This is a genomic window from Murinocardiopsis flavida (assembly GCF_003014485.1).
GTDB lineage: Bacteria > Actinomycetota > Actinomycetes > Streptosporangiales > Streptosporangiaceae > Murinocardiopsis > Murinocardiopsis flavida.
On the sequence record NZ_PYGA01000018.1, the window covers coordinates 134,472 to 157,229 of the forward strand.

Genomic DNA, 22,758 nt, shown 5'->3' on the forward strand with positions numbered 1-22,758 from the left:
GGGGCCGTGCCGAGAATCGGAGACGGGCGCGTCGTCATCGGCGACGTCGCCGCCGCCGCCGGCGTGAGCGTCACCACCGTCTCGCACGTCCTCAGCGGCAAGCGCCCGGTCGGCGCGCCCACCCGCGCACGGGTCGAGAACGCCATCGAGATGCTCGGCTACCAGCCCAACCCGAGTGCGCGGAGCATGCGGACCCAGCGCACCGAGAGCGTCGCGATCGTCATCCCCGACATCACGAACCCGTTCTTCCCCCTGCTGGCGGCGGGCGTCCAGGACGTCCTGCACCCCGAGGGCTACCTCATCTCGATCAGCGACGCCGACCTGCCCAGCCGCAGCCTCGACGACGTCCTGCGCCAGGTGCTGAACCGGCGGCCCGACGGCATCCTGATGGCCTCCTACGGCAGCACCGGCCACGAGCTGAACCGCATCATCGCCTCGAACACCCACCTCGTGCGCCTCAGCGGCGCACCGGAGGACGAACTCGGCGACATCGTCAGCTCCGACGACACCGCCGGGGTGGCCGGCGTGGTCGGGCACCTCGCCGAGCGCGGGTACCGGCGCATCGCCTTCATCAACGGCGAGCAGTCGACCGCACCGGCGCGGCTGCGCGCCGAGGGATACCGGCGCGGCCTGCGCGAAGCGGGCCGCCGCTTCGATCCGGCGCTCGTCCGCGCCGAGTCATTTACCCGGGCAGGCGGCGTGGCGGGGGCCCGCCGTCTGCTCGAACTCCGCCCCGACGCGCTGGTCTGCGGCAACGACCTGATCGCCGTGGGTGCGATGGACGTGATCCGCGGCGCGGGCCTGACCGTGCCCCACGACATCGCCGTCACCGGCTACGACGACATCGAGGCAGCCGCCCTGCTGTCGCCCGCGCTGACGACCGTGCACAACCCCGCCCGCGAGATCGGCCGGGCGTGTGCGCGCATGCTCCTGGACCGCATCACCGGGGTCCACACCGGGCCGGCCCGTGAAGAGGTGCTCTCCACCCGTCTCACGGTCCGCGACTCGTCCTGACCAGTCCACCCGATCCACTCGCCAATTGGACCCATCAATGTCTCACCAGCTCTCGCGCCGCAGCCTGCTCCACGGCGGAGCCGTCCTGGCCGGAGCGTCGCTGCTCGGCGGCTGCGGCGGTGCCGGCTCCGGCGCCGACGTGTCGTACTGGGCCGCGTTTCCCAGCAAGCCCACGGAGAAGTACTTCCGCGAGCACTACGTCGACGCCTTCAACAAGACCTCCGACAGCGCGCAGGTCTCGATGAGCGTCAAGCAGCTCACCAACCTCGCGCAGCTCACCGACACCGCGGTCTCGGCGGGGCGCGCCCCCGACATCGTCTACAGCCCCGGCCCCTCCGCGGTCGCCGGGTACGCCAAGTCGTTCAAGATCCGCGAGCTCGGCGACTACGCGTCCGACTTCAAGTGGAAGGACGCGCTGCTGCCCTGGGCGTACCAGCTCAGCCAGGTCGACAACAAGATCTTCTCGGTGCCCACCAGCTACGGCTCGATGGTCCTGTACTACAACCCGGCGACCTTCGAGAAGTACGGCTGGGAGCCGCCGACGACCAAGCAGGAGTTCGAGGACCTGTGCGCCGACGCCAAGAGCGAGGGCCTGATCCCCGTCGGCGCGGGCAACAGCGGCTACAAGGCGCAGACCGAGTGGTACCTGACCGCGTTCCTCAACATGGCGGTCGGGCCGAACCGGCTGTACGAGGTGCTCACCAGCAGCCGCGACTTCGACGACGAGGCGATCGTCGACGCGGTCTCGCTGATGAAGTCGCAGATGGACAAGGGCTGGTGGGGCGGCGGCACCAAGGACTACTTCACCACCACCGACCCCGATGTGCTGACCGGCCTCGCGAAGGGCGACGTCGCGATGTACATCAGCGGGACGTGGAGCTTCGGGTCCATCGCCACCTTCTTCGGCAAGGACGCCGGCAACGACGCCGACTGGGACTGGGCCCCGCTGCCCTCCCTGTCGAGCGACGTCGACCCCGGGGTCTTCCCGCTCGCCATCGGCACCAGCCTGGCCCTGAGCGCCGACGAGAAGAAGGGCGACGGCGCCGTGGCCTTCCTCGACTTCCTCATCAACGACCCGGGCCGGGCCCTCGGCTACCTCGCCGCGACCGGCGAGAACCCGCCGCCCATCAAGGTCGAGAGCGGGGACTTCCCCGACGACACCGACAAGCGCTCGGAGCGGCTGTACAACGCCATCCCCAAGAGCACCAACCTGGGCTACACGAGCTGGACGTTCCTGCCGCCGCGCTCCAACAGCTTCTTCTACGAGGAGTTCGACAAGGTCATCACCGGCGACCTCCCGCCGAAGGAGTACTGCTCGGGCCTTGCCGGGCAGTTCACGCAGGAGACCGGTGAGGGCGTGGTGCCCAACGCCTTCACACCCGAGGCCGACTGAGAGCCCTGCGATGACCCTGCCGGCCCTTGGCACCCGCCCGGCGCCCCGGCGCCGCACCGCGCGCGCGTCGCGCGGGCGGCGCCTCGCGGGGCTCCTGTTCCTCCTTCCGCTGTTCACCGTCAACATCCTGGTCATCGCCGGGCCCGCTGTGATGTCGGTGTTCTACTCCTTCACCGACTGGGACGGGCTCAACGCCCCGGGCTTCGTCGGCCTGGACAACTACGTCCGGCTCGCGGGCGACGACTCGTTCCGCACGGCGCTGCGCAACAACCTGCTGTGGACGGTGTTCTTCCTGACCGTTCCCATGGGCATGGGCCTGCTGGGCGCCTACCTGCTGACCCGGATCCGGCGCGGGCAGCTGCTGTTCCGGCTGCTGTTCTTCGTCCCCTACGTGGTGGCGACGGTCGTCTCGGCGTCGATCTGGCGCCAGCTCCTCAACCCGTCCGTCGGGATCGGCGGCGTGCTGGGCGACTTCGGAGTGCCCTGGGCGGCCGACATCAACGCCCTGGGCGACGGCGACCTCGCGCTGGGCGCGATCGCGCTCATCAACAACTGGCAGTGGTGGGGATTTCTGATGCTGCTGTTCCTGGCGGCGATGCGGTCGGTGGACCCGTCGCTGTACGAGGCGGCACGCCTGGACGGCGCGGGCCGCTGGCGCGAGTTCTGGCACATCACGCTGCCCGGGATCCGCCCGACGTTCGTCTTCCTGTTCCTCATGACGATCATCTGGTCGTTCCTGGTGTTCGACTACGTCTACATCCTCACCCAGGGCGGCCCCGGCGGTGCGACAGAGGTGCTCAGCACCCTGCTCTACCGGAGCGCGTTCACCGAGCAGCAGGCGGGCTACGGTTCGGCGATCGGCGTCGTCCTGGCGCTGATCAGCGCCACGGCCGTCACCGGGTACCTCGTGCTGCGCAGGCGAGCGGGGTGGGACGTATGAGCGCCCCCCGCAGTCGGCCGGCCCGCAACTGGGGCGTCTACGGGCTGCTCCTGCTGCTCGCGGCATACGCCGCCGGCCCCATGCTGGTACTGCTCCTCAGCGCCGTGAAGACACCCGCCGAGATCAGCGCGAACCCGCTGAGCTGGCCGGCCGAGCTGCAATGGGACAACTTCGCCACGGCCTGGGTCGACGCGAGCATGGGCACGGGGCTGCTCAACAGCGCCGTCATCGTCCTGAGCACGGCCGGCGGCGTGTGCGTCATCGCCTGCTGCGGCGCCTACGCCCTGGTGCGGCTCGACGTGCCCAAGCCGGGCGTCGTGATGCTGTACCTCCTGGTCGTCAGCACGCTGCCGATCCAGCTCTCGCTGGTCCCCCTGCTGTCGTGGTGGACGACGCTCGGCCTCTACGACACCCAGTTCGGGCTGATCGTCATCTACTGGGCCCTGTACAGCCCGTTCGCGACCCTGCTGCTGCGGTCGTACCTCATCGCGATCCCGCCCGAGTACGAGGCGGCCGCGCGCATCGACGGCGCGGGAGAGCTGCGGGTGTTCACCCGGATCGTGCTGCCGCTCCTGTGGCCGGGCGTGCTCACCGCGGCCCTGGTGTCGGGGCTCCAGGCGTACAACGAGTTCATCATCGCGGTGACCTTCATCCAGGACAGCGAGGCGCTGCCGGCCTCGATCGCCCTGTTCTCCTTCCAGCAGGGCTACGCCACGAACTACGCGCTGGTCAGCGCGGCCGGGTCGATCATGGTGCTGCCCATGCTCCTGCTATTCCTCGCCCTCCAGCGCCGCTTCGTGTCCGGCTACACCTCCGCCGGCATGGCCAACTGACGCCCGGCCCCCGCCCCCGCCCCCACCATGCCGGCGCGGGGGCCGGGCGTCACGGCGCGGTACCGCCCTCGGGGGCGCGGATGTCGCCGAACGCCGTCCGGATGTCCTCCACGAGCCGGGTGGCGTCGACGATGACGGCCTCGTAGCCGCGGGTCTGCTCGATCTTCCGTGGGTCGGTGCTGCGTTCGCCCTTCTTGAGGCGCGCGCACGCGTCGGCGGCGGACGCGAGGTGCCCGTCTATGGCGTCGAGTCGCGCTTCGATGCCGTCGGTGTCCAGGTCGGCCAGTACCTCGGCGGTGCGGCCGACCGCCTCCAGGAGGTCGCTCAGCGTCGCGTGCAGGTCGACCACCGCGGGGTCCGCCGGGTCGTCGGGACGGTTGTAGTGCAGTCCCCGGGCGATCGACGCGATGTCGCCCGAGGCCCTGCCGAGCGCGTCGATGAGCGTCCGGTACGCCTCGAACGGGAGGGGGGAGCGGTTGCGGCGCAGCAGCCGCGCCGGGTTGTAGTACGCGCTCTCCTCCGCGGTGTACACGGACTCCTGGGCTGCGGCCGTCGCCCGGTCCATCTGGTTGGCGCGCCGCCACCACTCGCTGGTGCGGTCGTCCGCCAGTTCGGCGGTGCGCAGGGCCTGCGCCATGTCGGTGAGGAGGCCGCCCAGGGACGCGGCGAGCGCGGCGATCGCGTACCGGGCGCTGCGGTAGCGCAGCGGCGGGAAGAGCAGCAGGTTCACCGCGACCCCGATGGCGCTGCCCAGCAGGACGAGGCCCACGATCTGGCCGAGCTGCCCGAGCCGGTCGGACAGGTCGGTGGCGCTGACGAACTGGGAGAAGGCGAAGAACGCCGCCGTGGCGACCTGCGGGCCCTGGACGCCCAGCCGCGACCACTGGCCGATCGCCAGCGTTATCACGCAGACCAGCGCGAAGGTCAGCATGTCCGGGCCGGCGAGCAGGCCCGCCGCGATCTGGATGGCGACGCCGAGCGTCACCGCCGCGACGTGGCGCAGCGACTGGCTCAGCGATCGGTACACGGTGACCTGCACCATCAGTACCGCGGAGAACGGGGCGAACGCGGGGGAGCGGGTGCCCATGACGTCGTTGGCGAGCACCCAGGCCGCCGTCGCCGCGACCGCGCTCTTCAGCAGGATCAGGACGACATGCCGCTCGTGGCCGTCGAAGTCGCGCGCCCGGGCGAACCACCGCGCGGCCCGGGGCACCGCCTTGTTGCTCACGGTCGCTGGTCCGATGCCCTTGCGCACCATTGTGCTCCCTTGGTCCGCCGCATACTCCGCTGTTACCGTCCCCGCGGTGACTACCCCTGGGCCGTCCGAGGGCGACAACTTCGCGCGGGCCGCCGCGCCGGACCCGGCCGGCCGCCGCCGCGGCGTGTGCATACTCCGGTTCGGCTGCGGTCAAAATCCCGGTGCCGAAATCGGCGGCGCGCGCAGCAGGTGGCCGGGTGCGCGAAGCGCCGCCGGTGCCGCCGCACGCCCGGATCCGGGCCCCGCCGCACCCGCGGCCGGGGCCCGACGCGCACGCCCGGCAGTGCTTGCACGGCGCGAAGGCGCTGGGTAGACAGACGCTACGGCCGCCGTACCGGTGCGCCGCCATGCGGGAGAGCGCCCCTCGGCTCTTCGACTCCATCGGGACTCCATCGGGAAGCGACGATCCACCATGCGCCTTGCTCCACGCCTGCCCGTCCACCGCCGCGACGGCGTGCTCTCGGTGCTGCTGCCGGCGGAGATCGACCTCGACACGCGCACCGCGGCCCTGGAGCAGTGCCTCGCCCTGCTCGGCACGCGGCCGGCCGTGTTCGTGGCCGACATGACCGCGACCGTGTTCTGCGACTCCTCGGGCATCGACCTGCTCGTGCGGCTGCGCCGCCGCGCGCGGCTGCTCGGCTGCGAGCTCCGCGTCGTCGCCCCGCACCCCGCGGTCCGCAGGGTGCTGGCGCTGTCCGGGGTACGCCACCTGCTCGACGTCCGCGACGGCCATGCCGCGCTCACCGGCGCGGTGGCCGCCGGGGCTCCGCTGGACGGCCCCGGACAACGGTAGCCGCGTGATCCGCGCGTCACCCCGCGCGCTCATGGGTAGGAAGACCTCGGCCCCGACGCGGATCGGGCAGGTGCCGCACCACTTGGACGCCATGACCACTACTGGCGACGAGTGGAAGCAGGTGCCCTATGGCAGGGACTCCGGACCGGCCCCGGCAGGCCGCCGAACCGCGGCGGCGCGAGCGCCGCTCAAGGATGGACACGGCCGGGCTGCGGACCGATCTGCGGGCCGCGGTCCCCGACGCGACGGCGGGGCTCGCCGTCACCGCGCTGGTCTTCTGGCTGCTGTACGCGCGCATCCGTTCGGGGGAGTCGCAGACCCTGGCGGTCATGCCGTTCCTCGCCGACGCCGGTGCCTACTGGATGTACTGGCTGTGCCAGGCGTTCGGCTGGTCCGGGCTGCTGTGGGCCTGGATCACGGTCATGCTCGGCCTGCTGCGCTCCACGACCCGGCCCGGGTGGTCGCCCGTCCCGGTGGCGCGGATCGAGCGCTGGCACCGCACGACCAGCCTGACCACCATCGGGCTGATGTTCGGCCACGCGTTCATGTTCTTCGCCGAACTCGTGCGGGCCAACGAGCACGGCCTGGGGTGGGGCGGCAGGGTCGGGCGGGCGTTCGTCGACGCCTTCGTCCCCGGCGGGTACGCCACCGGCACCGGCCAGGTCGCGATCCTGATCGGGCTGATCGCGTTCTACCTGTCGATCCCGCTCGGCCTGTCCTTCTACTACCGGGCGACCATGGGGCCGCGGCTGTGGACGGTGCTGCACCGCTTCATCATCGTCGTCTATGTGCTCAGCGTCTGGCACACCCTGCTCTACGGCACCAACGTGTGGTTCGACGGCGCGTTCCGCACCCTGGTCTGGACGCTTCAGCTGCCCGTCGCGGCGCTGTTCCTGCTCCGGCTGCTGGCGCCGGCCCGCCGCGCCGACCGGTTGGTGCTGGGCGACCCGGCGGCCCGCCCGCCGCTGCTGCCGCTCGCGGCCCGGCTGGCGGGGCGCGTCGCGGCCGCGGCAGCGGTGGTGGTGCTGCTCGCGGTCACGGCCAGCGGGCGCGACGGCGGCCGCACCCCGGGCGCGCAGAGCGGGGATCCGGCGGTCACCCAGGGCATGGTGTGGTGGGGGCTGGCGGCGCTGCTGCTCGCCATCGCGGCCGTGTCGTGGGCTGCCGTCCGCGCCAGGCCGCGGCGGCGCAGCGCGGCGGGCCGCCCGCCCGGCCCGGGACCGGACCCGGGCACGGCCGCCTCACCCCCAGCGGGGCAGCAGGGGGCGGCGCGGGGGGCGGGGCGGCGGCGCCGAGACGCGCGTCCACACGTCGGCCAGCAGGCCGCGGACGTCGTCGGCCCCGGCGAGCCCGAGCGTCGTTGACAGCAGCGCGGCGGGCTCCGGGCGGTCCTCGGGGCGTTTGGCCATGGCGGCGCCCACCAGCGCCGCCAGGCCGTCGGGCAGGCCCTCGAGGTCGGGCTCCTCGCGCAGCACCCGGAAGGCCATCTCCCGGGGCGACCCGTGCCCGAAGGGGTCCTTGCGACCGGCGGCGAACGCCACCAGCGCCCCCCACAGGAACACGTCCGAGCGCGGGGTCGCGGGCCCGCCCCGGTACTGCTCGGGGCTGATCCACCCGGGCGTGCCCACCCGGTCGCCGCGGCGGCGCCCGGTCGGCACGAACGCGCCCAAGGGCTCGGTCAGGGCGGGGGAGTCGGCCAGCCCCAGCGCGCGCACCCGGCCGCGGCCCCGGCGCAGCCGCAGCCAGCGGGTGGCGTCCTCGGGGGCGTGCGCGATGCCGAAGTCCAGCACCTTCGGGCCGCCGGGCGCCATGACCACGTTCCCCGGTTTCAGATCGCGGTGCACGATCCCGGCGCCGTGCACCGCGCGCAGCGCCTCGGCCGCACCCGCGGCGAGGCCGAGCAGCATGCCGCCGCGCAGCGCACCGAAGCGCTCCACCTGGCGGCGCAGGGTCGGACCGGGAACGTACTCGGTGACGAGCCAGGGCCGCTCGGCCTCGACGTCGGCCCGGACGAACCGCGGCACGCAGCGGCTGTTCACCCGCACCAGCAGGCGCGCCTCGCGGGCGAAGCGGCGCCGGAAACCGGGGTCGGCCGCGTACTCGGGGTGGATCACCTTGACGGCGAGGTAGCCCGCGCGCCCGCCCATGGTCCCGGCGAAGACCGTGCCCATGCCCCCGGTGCCGACCCTGCCGACGATGCGGCACGGCCCGACCTCCTCGGGGTCGCCGGGCCGCAACCGGTCCAACCGCCGCCGCCCCCGCGCGATCACACCGGACCCCGTCGGTGCCGTGAGCGGGCTGCGTGCATGTGCGGGCTCCCCACGGCTCCGAGTGCGCTGGGGGACGAGTCTAGGCGCGCGACCCGTTCGCGCGCTGTCGGCACCGCGTGGCAGTGTCGGTCGCGCCACCGATCGGAGGGAGGGGGCCGTGCACGACTTCGGCGCGCGGGAGTTCCAACTGGTGCTGCTGCGCCGCATGGCCGACTACCGGCCCGACCTCGTCGAGGACGCCGTACGCCGGCTGGGGGCGTCGCGGACGCGGCTGCGCGAGGTGAACAAGCGCTGGCAGGCCATGCTGCACTCCCGCGCCCCGCACACCGTGCGCCGCTACCGCGAGGTGCTCGGCCCGCCCGAGTCGTCGGTCGCGCGCACGGTGGGCGACCTCCGCTTCGAGGCCCACCAGTGGCCGCTGGACCTCTGGCCCGACCTCCGGTTCGAGGTGCTGTCGGGCGCCGGCGGGGTGTGGCACGCCTGGCTGGTGCGCGCGCCCGGCTCGGCACCGCCCGAGCTGCGGTCGGCCGCCGACCTGCACCCGTGGTCGTGCGTCGTCGACGACGTCGCCCGCGCCTTCGCCCCGGCGACCCCCATGGAGGGCACCGCGCCCACCCGCTGGCGGCTGGCCTTCGCCGCACCCGGCGACGACGGCGTGCCGCGGCGCCACATCGCCGACTTCACCTGGGGTCTGCTCCAGGAGGCCGGTCCCGCCGACGCCCAGTGAGCGGCGCCCCGCCCGCCGATACCCGGCGGCGCGCCCCCGGCGGCCGCCCTCGGCGCCGCCGCCCGCCGCCGCCCGCCGGCGCGTTCCGGCCGGACCGGCGGGGTCATGCGGAAAACAGCTTGCGGCGGCTCATATCCTGGACTGCGGTTATGAAAACGCCTGCTGCCACACCATCGCTGTCCGAGCTGCACAAACGGCTGCCCGCGCTGATGCCGCTCGACCGGCACCGGCTGCGTCGGCGTATCGACGGCGCCCGCGCCAAGGTGCGCGGCGACGACGCCCGCGGCGCGGTGCTCGCCGCCATCGGCGCCGACATCGACCGGGCCGAGCAGCGGGTGCGCGACCGCCGCGCCGCCGTCCCCGAGATCAGCTACCCCGCCGAGCTGCCCGTCAGCCAGAAGCGCGACGACATCGCCGCGGCGATCCGCGACCACCAGGTGGTCATCGTCGCCGGTGAGACCGGGTCGGGCAAGACCACCCAGCTGCCCAAGATCTGCCTGGAACTGGGCCGCGGGGTGCTGGGCGGTATCGGCCACACCCAGCCGCGCCGCCTCGCGGCGCGCACCGTGGCCGAGCGCATCGCCGAGGAGCTCGGCACCGAAACAGGGCAGGCGGTCGGCTACAAGGTGCGGTTCACCGACACCTCGAGCTCCGACACCCTGGTCAAGCTCATGACCGACGGCATCCTGCTGGCGGAGATCCAGCAGGACCGCATGCTGCGCCAGTACGACACCATCATCATCGACGAGGCGCACGAGCGCAGCCTGAACATCGACTTCCTCCTCGGCTACATCAAGCAGCTCCTGCCGCGCCGCCCCGACCTGAAGGTCGTCATCACCTCGGCGACCATCGATCCCGAGCGGTTCTCCCGGCACTTCGGCGGCGCCCCGATCGTGGAGGTGTCCGGGCGCACCTACCCCGTGGAGGTCCGCTACCGCCCCGCCGTCGAGGAGACCGTCGACGCGGACGGCGAACCCGTGACGGCGGGCGGCGACCGCGACCAGGCGCAGGCCATCGGCGAGGCGGTGGACGAGCTGTTCGCCGAGGGCCCCGGCGACGTCCTGGTGTTCCTCTCCGGCGAGCGCGAGATCCGCGACACCGCCGACTTCCTCGACCGCCAGGAGCGCAAGGACACCGAGGTCGTCCCGCTGTACGCCCGGCTCTCGGCCGGCGACCAGCACCGGGTGTTCGCCCCGCACCGCGGCCGCCGCATCGTGCTGGCGACCAACGTCGCCGAGACCTCGCTCACCGTCCCCGGCATCAAGTACGTCATCGACCCCGGCTACGCCCGCATCTCCCGCTACAGCCACCGGACCAAGGTGCAGCGGCTGCCCATCGAGGCGGTGTCGCAGGCGTCGGCGAACCAGCGCAAGGGCCGCTGCGGGCGGGTGTCCGAGGGCGTCTGCATCCGGCTGTACTCCGAGGACGACTTCGAGGCGCGCCCGGAGTTCACCGACCCCGAGATCCTGCGCACCAACCTCGCCTCCGTGATCCTGCAAATGGCGGCGCTCGGCCTGGGCGACGTCGCGGCGTTCCCGTTCGTCGAGCCGCCCGACCGCCGCCAGATCAAGGACGGCGTGCAGCTCCTCGCCGAGCTCGGCGCGATCGACCCCGACGAGGACGACGAACGCCGCCGGCTGACACCGGTCGGCCGCAAACTCGCCCAGCTGCCGGTCGACCCCCGGCTGGGCCGCATGGTGCTGGCGGCGGCGGACAACGGCTGCCTGCGCGAGGTCATGGTCGTCGCCGCCGCGCTGTCCATCCAGGACCCCCGCGAACGCCCCGTCGACAAGCAGCAGGCGGCGGCGGAGCAGCACGCCCGGTTCGCCGACAAGGAGTCCGACTTCAGCGCCTACCTGAACCTGTGGCGCCACCTCCAGGAGCAGCAGCGGACCCTGTCCGGCAACCGGTTCCGCAGGCTGTGCCGCACCGAGTACCTCAACTACCTGCGGGTGCGCGAGTGGCAGGACATCTACAGCCAGCTCAAGCAGGTCGTGAAGCAGCTCGGGGCCACCCTCAACACCGGCGACGCCGACGAGCGGAGCGTGCACCGGTCCCTGCTCGCGGGGCTCCTCTCCCACATCGGGCTCAAGGACCCCGACAAGCACGAGTACGCCGGCGCGCGCGGCGCCCGGTTCGCGATCTTCCCCGGGTCGTCCCTGTTCAAGAAGCAGCCGCGGTTCGTCATGGCCGGCGAACTGGTCGAGACCTCCCGGCTGTGGGGTCGCATGGTCGCCAAGATCGAACCCGAATGGGCCGAGGAGCTCGGCGCGCACCTGGTGAAGCGCACCTACAGCGAGCCGCACTGGGAGAAGAACCGCGGCGCGGTGGCGGCGTTCGAGCGGGTCACCCTCTACGGCGTGCCGCTGGTCGCGCAGCGCAAGGTCGACTACGGCCGCATCGACCCCGAGGCCGCGCGCGAACTGTTCATCCGGCATGCGCTGGTCGAGGGCGACTGGCAGACCCACCACGCGTTCTTCCACGCCAACCGCAGGCTCCTCGACGAGGTCGAGGACCTGGAGCATCGGGCGCGGCGCCGCGACATCCTCGTCGACGACGACGCCCTGTTCGAGTTCTACGACCAGCGCCTCGGCGCCGAGGCCGTCTCGGGCGCGCACTTCGACACCTGGTGGAAGCGCGCCAGGAAGCGCGATCCCGACCTCCTCAACTTCGAGAAGTCGATGCTCATCAACGAGGGCGTCGAGGAGGTCAGCGAGGACGACTATCCCGACCACTGGCGGCAGGCGTCCTTCGACTTCCCGCTGTCCTACCAGTTCGAGCCGGGTGCCGAGGCCGACGGTGTCACGGTGCACATCCCGCTGAAGGTGCTGAACCAGGTCTCGGACGACGGGTTCGACTGGCAGATCCCCGGCCTGCGCGCCGACCTGGTCACCGCGCTGATCCGCGCGCTCCCGAAGCCGCTGCGGCGCAACTTCGTGCCCGTTCCCGACTACGCCGCGAAGGTCGCCGGGCGCCTGGACCCCGGCGGCGGCCCCCTCGCCGAGGCGCTGGCGCGCGAACTCGGCGCGATGATCGGGGAGCGCATCCCGGCCGACTCCTTCCAGCTCGACCGGGTCCCCGACCATCTGCGCATCACCTTCCGCGCCGTGGACGACAAGGGCCGCCGCCTCGCCGAGGACAAGGACCTCGCCGAGCTGCGCCGCCAGCTCAAACCGCGGCTGGCGAAGGCCATCTCGGCCGAGGCCAAGGGGATCGAGCGCACCGGCCTCACCGAGTGGAGCCTCGGTCCGCTGGAGCGCACCTTCGAGCGCAGGTCGGCCGGTCCGGCCGTCAAGGGCTACCCCGCGCTGGTCGACCAGGGCGACAGCGTCGCGGTGCGCATCTTCGACACCGAGCCCGAGCAGCGGGCGGCCATGCGGGTCGGCACCCGGCGGCTCCTGCTGCTCACCGTCGCCTCGCCGGCGGCCGCCGTGCAGCGCAACCTGGGGAACCCGGCGAAGCTGGCGCTGGGGCACAGCCCGCACGGCAGCGTGCCCGCCCTGTTCGAGGACTGCCGGGCGGCGGCGACCGACCAGCTCGTGGCCGAGGCGGGGGGCGTGGTGTGGGACCCCGAGGCGTTCGCCGCGCTCCAGTCCTACGTCCGCGCCGAGATCGGCGACGCGCTGGGCGTCACCGTCGACGGCGTGGTGCGGGTCCTCGCGAAGGCGCACGAGGTCGAGCGCCGGATGAAGGGCACCAAGAGCCTGGCGGTCCTCGCGTCGCTGGCCGACATCCAGGGACAGTTGTCCGGCCTGGTCCACAAGGGCTTCGTCACGGCGGCGGGTGCGCGCCGCCTGCCCGACCTGCTGCGCTACCTGCGCGGCGTCGAGTACCGGCTCGCCAAGCTGCCCGAGAACCCGCGCCGCGACCAGGTGAACATGGCGAAGGTCGAGCAGATGCGCGTCGCGCGCGAGGCGCTGCTGGCGCGGCTCCCCGCCGGCCGGGAGGCCGACGACGACGTCGTCGAGCTGCGCTGGATGCTGGAGGAGCTGCGGGTCAGCCTCTTCGCCCAGGAGGTCGGCACCGCCTACCCCGTGTCGGAGAAGCGCATCCTGAAGGCGATCGAGGCGCTGAAGCCGTAGGCCCCTGCGGCCCGGGCCCGGGCCCGGGCCCGGGCCCCGGGGACGTCCCGGGCCCCGGGCCGGTCCCGCATCTCCCATCAGGCGACGCGGCGGCGCATCGGACGGCCCCGCCGCAGGGCTGCGAGCCGTGCGCGGCATCGGCGCGGAAATGCGCGCAATCTCCGGTGAAAGCGCGCCGTTCACCGTCGGTGCTCCGGCAATGGAAATCGACCGCCGCGCGGAAGGCGCCGACCCACTTACCGGGGGCCACTCGCGAAGCCTTCGCCCGGTGCACGGCCGCCGAATCGTCCGCGGGGATTCGGGGGGGATTCGCGGGTGAATTGTCGGCCTTCGCCATCCGTGCGAAGACGTGGATGTGGTGTGCGACACATGTTCCGGGTTTCCGGAGTGGACTGATGGGGCCTCGTGGCACTGTGGCCAGGTGAGAGCAAGACTGTCCACGGAAAGCAGGGAAACGCCCAATTCATAGGGATTCGCTGTGCTAGCCTGGCCGCTGTTTCGCCCGCCAGGTACGACATGCGAGAACGTTTTACTGATGCACGTTCTTCTGGTATGTCCGATTCGGCCACAAAACCCGAGTCCCGAATCCCTTTCGGTGGGCGGCGTACTGCCGGATGACGGTGGAAGACCCCGACGTCATCCGCAACGAAACCACTTCTGTTGGTCAGGCCCCCACTTGAGGAGAGCGCTGTGGCTCAGGCTCGATCGTCGGCCAGCCCCGACCACCCCGGCTCCGTGCAGGGCAGCGGGCCCGTCGGCGCGCCCGGAGGCGACGACGCCGGCCGGTGGCGCAGGTTCCTGCGCAAGGTCGGACTGTCCCGCCGGCCCGACCCCGACGGACTCGCCGCCGAGCAGTACACGGCCGACCTGATACCGCCGCCGACCGGCCGCCACCACCAGGAGTCCGGCGGATGGCCCGCGGCCGACACCGCACTGCGGCAGCCGCCGCCCGGCTACCCGCCGCAGGGGGCCGCACCGCCGCCCCCGCAGCACTGGGGTGCCGACCAGCCGTGGAACGCCGGGCAGCAGTGGGCCGCCGCACCGCCGGTGCCGCAGCCCGCCGCCCCGGCCAACGGCGCGGCGCCCGCGGTCGACTCCGTGCGGCCCTGGCCGCAGGAGCAGCAGCCCCCCGCCGAGGCGCCGCCCGCGCGCCCCGCCGAGACCCCGGCGGCGGCCGCCACGACCACCGCCGCGACCACCGCAACCGCCGCCGTCGTCTCCCCGGTGGACCAGGCGCAGACCGAACTGCTCGCCGCGAGCCTCGCCGGAATGGCGATGCGCGACCTGAGCCTGGTCGACTCCATCATCGACACCGTCGAAGAGCTGGAGGACACCGCCGAGGACCCCGATCTGCTCGAAAAGCTCTTCAAGATCGACAACCTGGCGACGCGGATGCGCCGCAACGGCGAGAACCTGCTGATCCTCGCCGGCCAGGACAGCGGCGACCCCTCCATCGACCCCATCCCGCTGCTCGACGTCGGACGCGCCGCGATCTCCGAGATCAGCGACTACCAGCGCATCCGCATCGGCAAGATGCCGGAGCTGTTCATCTCCGGCAGCGCGGCCGACGACCTCAGCCACTTGCTCGCCGAGCTCATGGAGAACGCGACCGCCAAGTCGCCGGAGCACGCCCAGGTCGTCGTCAGCGCCCAGGCCATGGCCGACGACCGCCTCCTCATCACCGTCGAGGACGAGGGCATCGGCATCCCCAAGGAGCGCCTCGAGTCCCTGAACACGCGGCTCAACGGCGCGCCCGTTCTGGACCAGCACTCCGTCAAGCACATGGGCCTCTACGTCGCCAGCCGCATCGCGCACCGGCACGGCCTCGCCGTGCAGCTCGAAGCGCGCGCGTTCCGCGGCGTCAGCGCCCACGTCGTCGTCCCCCAGAACCTGTTCGGGACGACGGGCCCCGCCCAGCCCAGCTCGGCGGACCTCCCCCGGCGCCCGGTGGCGCCCCCTGCCCCCGTGCCCCAGCCGATCGCGCCGACCGCACCCGGCACCACCCAGCCCGGTGCGAGGCAGGAGGGCAGATCCGACATGAACCAGTCGTCCGTCACAGCATCCGGCCTCCCGCGCCGCAGCGCCCACCGGTCCGGTGCGGCCCCTGAACCACTCGCCGAGCAGCCCGCTGCGGCCGAACCCGAGGAGCCGTCGCGCACCCCCGCCAGCCGGGCCGACCGGATCCGCGCCGACCTCGAAGGCTTCCTCGAGGGCGAACGCGCGGCCGGCCGCGACAACTGACCGCGGTCCCATGGTCCAGGACGACGGTTGAACCGCAGCGACATTGACCGGCGCGCGCACAAGCGCCCGCCGGGTGAACCCGAGAAGACCGAGTGGACGTGGACAAGCTGATGACCGAAAGTGCGGAGAATTTCACCTGGCTCATCTCCAACTTCGTTTCGGAGGTGGCCGGGGTCGAGCACGCCGTTGTGGTCTCATCCGACGGCCTGCTGCTGGCGGCCTCAGAAGGCTTTCCGGAGCAGCACGCCGAGCAGTTGGCGGCGATCGCCAGCGGAATGCAGAGCCTCGCCGACGGTACGGCCAGGATGTTCAGCAAGGGCGACAGCGACCAGCTCATCCTGCGGATGAGCCGGGGCTACCTGTTCGTCATGGCCATCAGCGACGGGTCGTCGCTGGCAGTCCTCGCAAGCAAGCAGGCCGACATGAAGATCGTCGCCTACCAGATGACCCTGCTCGTGGAGAACGCCGGCCACGTGCTCACCCCGCAGTTGCGCTCGCAACTGCGCGAGGTCATCGCCAACTGACCTGACCGGCCTTGCTTCCATGGAGCTTCCCCCATGAAGAGGTGTGCACAGTCGTGAACAATCGCCGCAGAAGGGGCATCAGGATCCGCCCCTACACCTTCACGGGCGGCCGGACCCGGTCACGGCATCCGCTGATGCTGCAAACGCTGGTGTCCGTGGCCGACCCCGGGACGGCGCCCCCGAAGAACCTGCTGCCGGAATCCGAGCAGATCCACCGGTTGTGCCGGGAGGCGCGTTCGGTCGCGGAGATCTCGGCGGAGCTCAAGATCCCCGTCGGCGTCACCCAAGTCCTGATCAGCGACCTCGCCGACCAGGAACTCATCTACATCCATCCGACCATCACTGGGCACAGCCCGTCGGAGAACCAAGTACTTGAGAGGGCGCTCCGTGGCCTCGAACGTCTCTTCCAATGACAAGTCGTCGATGGTCTCGACCAAGATCGTCATCGCTGGCGGGTTCGGCGCAGGGAAGACCACCCTGGTCGGCTCGGTCTCCGAGATCCCACCGGTGACCACCGAGGCGATGATGACCGAGGCGAGCGAGGCCCACGACGACACCTCCTCGACCCCGACCAAGATCACCACGACGGTGGCCATGGACTTCGGGCGCATCACCCTGGACGAGAAGCTGATCATGTACATGTTCGGCACGCCCGGCCAGGCGCGGTTCTGGTTCATGTGGGACGACATCGTGCGCGGCGCGGTGGGGGCGGTCGTCGTGGTCGACGTCCGTCGGCTCGCCGACTCCTTCGCCGCTGTCGACTACTTCGAGAACAACCCGCAGGTGCCCTACATCGTGGCGCTGAACCGCTTCGACGGCGAGCTCGGGCACACGGTGGACGAGATCAGGGAGGCGCTGGAGATCCGCCCCGGCATCCCGATCATCGACTTCGACGCCCGCGACCGCCGGTCCGCCGGCAGCGCCCTCACCACGCTCCTCGAATACGCGCTGTCGCACCCCACCAAGGAGCCGGCGCTCGCCGGATGAGCGGCGCCGCCGATCCGGGTACGCGGCGCCCCGCCAGGGGGACCACCCCAGGGCGCGGGGCGCCGCACCGGTTCTCGTAGGGTGAGCGGTCCGGGCCGGGCGTCGGCCGCGGCGGGCCGGAAGGGAACGGGCATGGGCGAGCGTCGACTGCTGTGGGTCGGGAGCTACACACCGGGATCGGAGCCCGCCGGAGCGGGCTCCGGCGTGCACCGGGTGTGGCTCGACACCGCCACCGGCGCCCTCACCGACGGCGGCCTCGCCGCGGCGGCCGAGGGCCCCTCGTTCCTCGCCCTGCACCCGACCCGCCCGCTGCTGTTCGCCGTCAACGAGGCGCCCGAAGGCCGCCTGAGCGGATTCGCCACGGCATCCGACGGCACCCTGACCCCGCTGGGCTCGGTCGGCACCGGCGGCGGATCGCCCTGCCACCTCGCCGTCCTCGACGACTGCGTCGTCGTCGCCAACTACGCCGAAGGCGTGGTGTCGGTCCACCCCATCGGGGCCGACGGCGCACCGGGCGAGCGCGTCCAGGAGTTCGCGCACGACGGCACCGGGCCGGTCGCCGACCGGCAGGAGTGCTCCCACGCGCACAGCGCCGACCTGTCCCCGGGAGGCACCCACCTGCTGGTGTGCGACCTCGGCACCGACGAACTGCGCGCCCACCCGTACACCGCCGGCGCCGCCGAACCGCTGGGCCCGCAGTCCATCGCGGTGCGCTGCGCCCCCGGGACCGGCCCCCGGCACCTCGCCGTGCACCCCAGCGGCCACATCTACGTCGGCGGCGAACTCGACGGCGCCGTCCACGTGCTGCGCTGGGACCCCGCGACCGCGACGGCGGCCCCGGTCTCCTCGGCACCGGCCACCGCAACGGGCGGGCGCACCCTCCTCGCCGAGGTCACGCTGTCCGCCGACGCGCGCCGCCTCTACGTGTCCAATCGCGTCGCCGACACCGTCGCCGTCTTCGACGTCGCCGCCGACGGCGCAGCGCTGCACCCCGCGGGCGAGGCCGCCACCGAAGGGGTGTGGCCGCGGCACTTCACCCTCGCGGGCGACCTCCTGATCGCCGCCAACCAGGACCCCGGCAGCCTGGAGACCTTCCGGCTCGACCCGGCCACCGGGGTGCCCGCCGCAACCGGCAACCGGCTCGACCTGCCCAGCGCGGTGTGCGTGCTGCCGGCACGGTAGCGCCGGACCCCGCCGGACCCCGCCGGTCCGGCCGCGACGTCGATAGCCCGTTCCGCCAAGGAACACCGGCCCGATCCTGTCCGATCCGGCAGGGCGGAGCGCGGGGGACTCGCGCACAATGAGTGCGATACCCCCGCTCTTCCGGCACGCCGCAACGGAACAGGTCAGCCAGTGAGTACCAGCCCGCCGCCCCCGCGCAACCGCGGTCTCGTCCCCCGCGACATCGCCCTGATCGCGCTGTTCGCCGCGCTGATCGCGGTGCTCAGCATGACCCTCGCGGTCCCGATCGGGCCGGTGCCGATCACCCTTCAGACCTTGGGCGTCATGCTGGCCGCGAGCCTCCTCGGGCCCACGCGCGGCCCGCTCGCCGTACTGACCTTCCTGCTGCTGGTCGCCGTCGGGCTGCCCCTGCTGCCCGGCGGGCGCGGCGGGCTCGCGCCGTTCGCGGGGGTCACCGGCGGGTACCTGATCGGCTGGGTCGCGGGGGCGTTCGTCATCGGCCTGCTCACCGCGCGGATGCTGCCCAGGTACCGTTTCTGGTGGGGGCTGCTGTGCAACGCCGTCGGCGGTATCGGCGTGGTCTACCTGGTCGGTGTGCCGTGGAGCGCGGTCGTCACCGGCGACACCTCGCTGGCGGCCCTCCTCGGCTTCGCCGTCTTCCTGCCGGGCGACATCGCCAAGGCCGCAATCGCGTCGGCCGTTGCGGCAGGGGTGTTCCGCGCCTACCCGGTGCCGCCTGCGGGGCGGCCCACCGCCTGAAACCGGGCGGCGCCGCGGGCGCGCCGCACCCCGCCCGGCCCACCCCGTACGTACATGCCCTGAACAGGAACGACCGTGCTGCGACTGGACGACATCACCCACAGCTACAACGGGCGGCGGGTGATCGACGGGATCACCGTCGAACTGGCGGAGCGCCGGATCGGGGTGATCGGCGCCAACGGCTCGGGCAAGTCCACGATGGCGCGGATGCTCAACGGGCTGGTGATCCCCGACTCCGGGCGGGTCCTGGTCGAGGGCCGCGACACCAGGAAGGACGCCAAGGCGATCCGCCGCAGGGTCGGGTTCGTGTTCTCCGACGCCGACACCCAGATCATCATGCCCACCGTCGCCGAGGACGTCGAGGTGGGCCTGCGCCGCAGCGGCCTGTCCGCCGCCGAGATCGCCGACCGGGTCGACGGCGTCCTGCGCGCCTACGGCCTCGACGGGCACCGGGACCACCCGGCGCACCTGCTGTCCAGCGGGCAGAAGCAGCTGCTCGCGCTCGCCTCGGTCCTCGTCACCGACCCCGCGATCCTGGTGTGCGACGAGCCGACCACACTGCTCGACCTGCGCAACACCGCGGCCATCGAACGGCGCCTGAGCGCGCTCCCGCAGCAGGTCGTGCTGCTCACGCACCACCTGCACATGCTCGCCGGGTACGACCGGGTCCTGGTGCTGGACGAGGGGCGGATCGCGTTCGACGGCGCGCCGGACGACGCCGTCGCCCACTACACCGAACTCATGGCGCCCCGCGGCGGCCCGGAGCCGCACGCGTGAGCACCGTCGGCCTCTACGTGCCCGGCGACGGCCCGGCGCACCGGGCGCCGGCCGGCGCCAAACTGCTGGTGCTGCTGGTCGCGGTGTCGGCGATGCTGCTGGCCGGGGACCTGCGGGTCGCACTGGCCGCCGTCGCCGCCGCCGTGCTCCTCTACCCGCTGTGCGGGCTGGCCCCGCGCCATGTGTGGCGCACCGTCCGGCCGCTGCTGGTGTTCGTCGCGGTCATCGGCGTGTTCCAGTGGTACGCGGCCGATGCGCAGACGGCCGTGCGGGTGTGCGCCCAACTCGTCGCTGCCGTGCTCCTGGCGGGGCTGGTCACGCTCACCACGAAGGTCAGCGCGATGCTCGCCCTCTTCGAGCGGCTGGCCGGGCCGCTGCGCCACGTCGGCGTGCGGCCCGACCGGGTGGCCCTCACCCTCGCGCTGACCATCCGCTGCATCCCGCTCGTCGCGACGGCGTACCGGAACTCGCGGGAGGCCTACGCGGCGCGGGGCCTGCGCGGCCGCCCGCACCTGCTCGTCGTCCCCGTGATCGTGGGGCTGATCCGCTCGGCCGAGGCCATGGGCGAGGCCATGGTCGCCCGCGGCATCGACTGAGCGCCGGGTCAGGACAGGTGGACGACGCTGCCGGTCAGCCGGGCCTCTTCGGCGGCGAAGACCAGTTCGTGGGAGCGCAGCGCGTCGGCGCCGCTCGTGGCGACCATGGCCGGGTCATTGGCGGCGACAGCGGGCAGGAACGACGCGAGCAGCCCGGCGTCGCCGCCGCCGTGCCCGGTGTCGATCTGGCCGTCGTTGGCCGCCGCGACGCTGATGGTCTCCGTGCTGTCGGTGCGGAAGTCGTAGACCTTGATGGTGGCGCCGTCGCAGAAGAGCTCGCCCCGCGTGCCGAAGAGGGCGGTCTCGCGCGGGCGCGCCCGGTTGAACGCGGTCATGGTGAAGGTGGCCGTGGTGCCCCCGCTGAACTCCAGCGACACCACCTGGTGGTCGACCACGTCGTTGTCGCTGTGGTAGACGCAGCGGCCGTAGGGGCCGTCGCGCAGCGCGGCGAGCACGGTGTCCTCCGTCGGCTTCGGGGTGAGCACGTCCAGCGGCCACCCGGTGCGCCCTTCGGCGAGGAACCGGCCGTAGATGCGCGGCGCCGAGTAGGCGCAGTCGTGCTCCACCGGGCAGTCGAGGCACCGCTGCGCGGCCCCTGCCGGCGCGTTCTCGGGCCGGAAGTGCCGCAGTGAGCCGAAGGACGAGACGCGCTCGGCGTCGCCGCCGATGATGTGCCGCAGCCAGTCGAGGTCGTGGCAGGACTTCGCGAGCAGCATCGGCGCGGTGTCGGCCGTGCGCCGCCAATTCCCGCGGACGTAGGAGTGCGCCTGATGCCAGAACCCGACCGGCTCCAGGTGGTTCACGCTGACGATGTCGCCGATGCGGCCGGAGTCGATGATCTCCTTCAGCAGCCGGGTGTAGGGCGCGTAGCGCAGGACGTGGCAGACGCCGAGCAGGACGTTGTTGCGCTGCGCCGCGGCGACGATGGCGGCGCAGTCGGCGCGGGTCTGCGCGAGTGGCTTCTCCACCAGCAGGTGGTAGCCGCGGTCGGCGAGAGCCAGTGAGGGCTCGAGGTGGGCGTCGTCCAGCGTGCACACCAGCGCGGCGTCGGCGAACCGCGCCGCTGCGGCGGCGTCGCGCCAGTCGGCGAAGCGGCGCTCCGGTGAGACCCCGTGCGCGTCGGCCAGCGGCTCCCGGTACTCGGCCCGGGGTTCGGCGACGCCGACGACCTCGGCGACCTCCGGATGCTCCCGGATCCACTCGGCGTAGCCGCTGCCGCGCGAACCCGCTCCCACGATCAGTACCCGCACCGCGGTCATCGGCACTCCCTCTCCGTGGTTGCTGTTCCCTGCCCTAGTTCCCGGCCGCCGGGTCGGACACCGGCTGCCTGCGCATGCGTCGGACCCGGGTGACCAGCGGGAAGTCGAAAACGGCCGGGCCGTGCACGCCGTGCAGGTGCGCCTCGGTGCGGGCGAGCAGCGAGGCGCGCTCGGCGTCCGGCAGCAGCAGCGTGCGCGAGTGCGTGGCGACCGTGGCGGTCAGCCCGGCCGCGGTGGTCCGCTGCCGGTGGGCGAACGCGCGGTCGGCCGGCGGCCCGAACAGCGGGTGCGCGGCGAGGGGAAGGGGGTCGTCCGTGCTGTCGGCGGCCGCGTCGGGGTGCGTGATGCGCTCGTGCTCGGCCACCCAGTCGACGGCGAAGTCGCCGTCGTTGCCGAAGACGGCGAGCACCCCGCCCGGCCGCAGCACCCTGGCGATCTCACCGAGAGCGCGGTCGGGGTCGAACCAGTGGAACGCCTGGCCCACGACCACGGCGTCGAGGGCGCCGGAGCGCACGGGGATCCGCTCGGCCGTGCAGCCGACCACCGGGGTGCCGGGCAGGCGCCGCGCGAACTCGGCCCGCATCGCCGGGTCGGGTTCGCCGCCGAACACGCGGCCGGTGCGCGGGGCGGCGGTGAGCAGGCCCGCGGTGAGCTTCCCCGTGCCCGCGGCGAGGTCGAGGACGTCCGGGTGGGAGCGGTCGGCCAGGGGTTCGAGCGCCCAGGCGACGGCGGCGGCGGGGTAGTCGGGGCGGTGCGCGGCGTACTCGGCGGCTATGGAGCCGAAGGAGCGGGAGCGCGGCCCCTGGTACCCGGCCGCGGAACCCGGCTCGCCCTCGATCGCCATAGGTCGAGAATAGCCGCCGGACAACGCAGAGGGGTGATCAGGGCATGGGTGCGGCCCGCCGGGCGGGGGCCCGGCGGGTGGGGTGGTGGGGGGTTATTGCGGTGGGGGTGGGTCGGGGTCTGTGGGTGGATCTTCGGCGGGGTGCACGGTGGGGTATTGGGGAGTGTGGCGGGGGGCGGCGTTGCGGTGGGTCCGGGTGCGGCGTTCGTGTGCGGCGCGGCGGTGCTCTTTGGCGAGGTTGTGGGCCGCGCAGAGGGGTTGGAGGTTGTCGAGGTCGGT

19 protein-coding genes and 1 pseudogene are annotated in these 22,758 nt (G+C 72.8%); 16 read left to right on the forward strand and 4 right to left on the reverse strand.

Annotation, left to right across the window (positions count from 1 at the left end; translation table 11 throughout):
• Nucleotides 1-6: 6 nt before the first annotated feature.
• The 4 genes from CLV63_RS23535 to CLV63_RS23550 are packed head-to-tail and all read left to right on the forward strand — an operon-like array spanning nucleotide 7 to nucleotide 4,180.
• On the forward strand, nucleotides 7-1,014 hold the full coding sequence (locus CLV63_RS23535) for a LacI family DNA-binding transcriptional regulator (protein WP_146165642.1): 1,008 nt from the start codon (nucleotides 7-9) through the stop codon (nucleotides 1,012-1,014).
• 37 nt (nucleotides 1,015-1,051) lie between these two features.
• The gene (locus CLV63_RS23540; RefSeq protein ID WP_106585398.1) at nucleotides 1,052-2,407 is read left to right on the forward strand and encodes an ABC transporter substrate-binding protein; all 1,356 of its coding nucleotides are present in this window, start codon (nucleotides 1,052-1,054) and stop codon (nucleotides 2,405-2,407) included.
• 10 nt (nucleotides 2,408-2,417) lie between these two features.
• Complete coding sequence (locus CLV63_RS23545; protein WP_106585366.1) at nucleotides 2,418-3,347, forward strand: carbohydrate ABC transporter permease; 930 nt, start codon at nucleotides 2,418-2,420, stop codon at nucleotides 3,345-3,347.
• Nucleotides 3,344-4,180: a carbohydrate ABC transporter permease gene (locus tag CLV63_RS23550; RefSeq protein WP_106585367.1), complete on the forward strand. Its 837-nt coding sequence runs from the start codon at nucleotides 3,344-3,346 to the stop codon at nucleotides 4,178-4,180. Before CLV63_RS23545 ends, CLV63_RS23550 begins: the two co-directional genes overlap by 4 nt.
• 49 nt (nucleotides 4,181-4,229) lie before the next feature.
• Here CLV63_RS23550 and CLV63_RS23555 read toward each other — a convergent pair whose 3' ends face one another.
• On the reverse strand, nucleotides 4,230-5,438 hold the full coding sequence (locus CLV63_RS23555; RefSeq protein WP_170134305.1) for an FUSC family protein: 1,209 nt from the start codon (nucleotides 5,436-5,438) through the stop codon (nucleotides 4,230-4,232).
• 412 nt (nucleotides 5,439-5,850) lie between these two features.
• Between CLV63_RS23555 and CLV63_RS23560 the strand changes: the two genes are divergently transcribed.
• Both CLV63_RS23560 and CLV63_RS35165 read left to right on the forward strand, forming a co-directional pair.
• The gene (locus tag CLV63_RS23560) at nucleotides 5,851-6,231 is read left to right on the forward strand and encodes an STAS domain-containing protein (protein ID WP_106585369.1); all 381 of its coding nucleotides are present in this window, start codon (nucleotides 5,851-5,853) and stop codon (nucleotides 6,229-6,231) included.
• A gap of 422 nt (nucleotides 6,232-6,653) precedes the next feature.
• Nucleotides 6,654-6,968 (forward strand): annotated as a pseudogene (locus CLV63_RS35165) (ferric reductase-like transmembrane domain-containing protein); the annotation flags it as partial.
• Nucleotides 6,969-7,472: 504 nt separating this feature from the next.
• Here CLV63_RS35165 and CLV63_RS34685 read toward each other — a convergent pair.
• Nucleotides 7,473-8,501, reverse strand: a complete 1,029-nt coding sequence (locus CLV63_RS34685; RefSeq protein ID WP_106585370.1) for a serine/threonine-protein kinase — start codon at nucleotides 8,499-8,501, stop codon at nucleotides 7,473-7,475.
• Nucleotides 8,502-8,658: 157 nt separating this feature from the next.
• On the opposite strand from CLV63_RS34685, the gene CLV63_RS23575 reads away from it, so the two are divergent.
• The 10 genes from CLV63_RS23575 (at nucleotide 8,659) to CLV63_RS23625 (ending at nucleotide 20,376) form a co-directional block, all read left to right on the forward strand.
• Complete coding sequence (locus CLV63_RS23575) at nucleotides 8,659-9,228, forward strand: hypothetical protein (RefSeq protein WP_106585371.1); 570 nt, start codon at nucleotides 8,659-8,661, stop codon at nucleotides 9,226-9,228.
• Between the two features lie 149 nt (nucleotides 9,229-9,377).
• Nucleotides 9,378-13,310 carry an ATP-dependent RNA helicase HrpA gene (hrpA, locus tag CLV63_RS23580; RefSeq protein ID WP_106585372.1) on the forward strand — a complete coding sequence of 1,311 codons (3,933 nt, stop codon included), beginning with the start codon at nucleotides 9,378-9,380 and terminating at the stop codon, nucleotides 13,308-13,310.
• Nucleotides 13,311-14,000: 690 nt separating this feature from the next.
• Nucleotides 14,001-15,551, forward strand: a complete 1,551-nt coding sequence (locus CLV63_RS23590) for a sensor histidine kinase (protein WP_106585373.1) — start codon at nucleotides 14,001-14,003, stop codon at nucleotides 15,549-15,551.
• 110 nt (nucleotides 15,552-15,661) lie between these two features.
• Nucleotides 15,662-16,075 (forward strand): roadblock/LC7 domain-containing protein, encoded by a 414-nt coding sequence (locus tag CLV63_RS23595; RefSeq protein ID WP_106585399.1) that lies wholly within the window; start codon nucleotides 15,662-15,664, stop codon nucleotides 16,073-16,075.
• Between the two features lie 134 nt (nucleotides 16,076-16,209).
• Entirely contained in the window at nucleotides 16,210-16,488 is a 279-nt protein-coding gene (locus tag CLV63_RS23600; protein WP_245929003.1) for a DUF742 domain-containing protein, read from the forward strand.
• 10 nt (nucleotides 16,489-16,498) lie between these two features.
• A complete protein-coding gene (locus tag CLV63_RS23605) occupies nucleotides 16,499-17,062 on the forward strand; it encodes a GTP-binding protein (protein WP_106585375.1) in 564 nt (187 codons plus the stop codon).
• 132 nt (nucleotides 17,063-17,194) lie between these two features.
• A complete protein-coding gene (locus CLV63_RS23610) occupies nucleotides 17,195-18,244 on the forward strand; it encodes a lactonase family protein (RefSeq protein ID WP_106585376.1) in 1,050 nt (349 codons plus the stop codon).
• A gap of 267 nt (nucleotides 18,245-18,511) precedes the next feature.
• The gene (locus tag CLV63_RS23615) at nucleotides 18,512-19,003 is read left to right on the forward strand and encodes a biotin transporter BioY (RefSeq protein ID WP_106585400.1); all 492 of its coding nucleotides are present in this window, start codon (nucleotides 18,512-18,514) and stop codon (nucleotides 19,001-19,003) included.
• Between the two features lie 75 nt (nucleotides 19,004-19,078).
• Nucleotides 19,079-19,780 carry an energy-coupling factor ABC transporter ATP-binding protein gene (locus tag CLV63_RS23620; protein WP_106585377.1) on the forward strand — a complete coding sequence of 234 codons (702 nt, stop codon included), beginning with the start codon at nucleotides 19,079-19,081 and terminating at the stop codon, nucleotides 19,778-19,780.
• Nucleotides 19,777-20,376, forward strand: a complete 600-nt coding sequence (locus tag CLV63_RS23625; protein ID WP_106585378.1) for an energy-coupling factor transporter transmembrane component T family protein — start codon at nucleotides 19,777-19,779, stop codon at nucleotides 20,374-20,376. Before CLV63_RS23620 ends, CLV63_RS23625 begins: the two co-directional genes overlap by 4 nt.
• An 8-nt stretch (nucleotides 20,377-20,384) precedes the next feature.
• Here the strand turns inward: CLV63_RS23625 and CLV63_RS23630 are convergent, their stop codons facing one another.
• Together CLV63_RS23630 and CLV63_RS23635 are read right to left on the reverse strand one after the other, a co-directional pair.
• A complete protein-coding gene (locus CLV63_RS23630; RefSeq protein WP_106585379.1) occupies nucleotides 20,385-21,635 on the reverse strand; it encodes a Gfo/Idh/MocA family protein in 1,251 nt (416 codons plus the stop codon).
• Between the two features lie 34 nt (nucleotides 21,636-21,669).
• On the reverse strand, nucleotides 21,670-22,479 hold the full coding sequence (locus CLV63_RS23635; RefSeq protein WP_106585380.1) for a class I SAM-dependent methyltransferase: 810 nt from the start codon (nucleotides 22,477-22,479) through the stop codon (nucleotides 21,670-21,672).
• Between the last annotated feature and the right edge of the window lie 279 nt (nucleotides 22,480-22,758).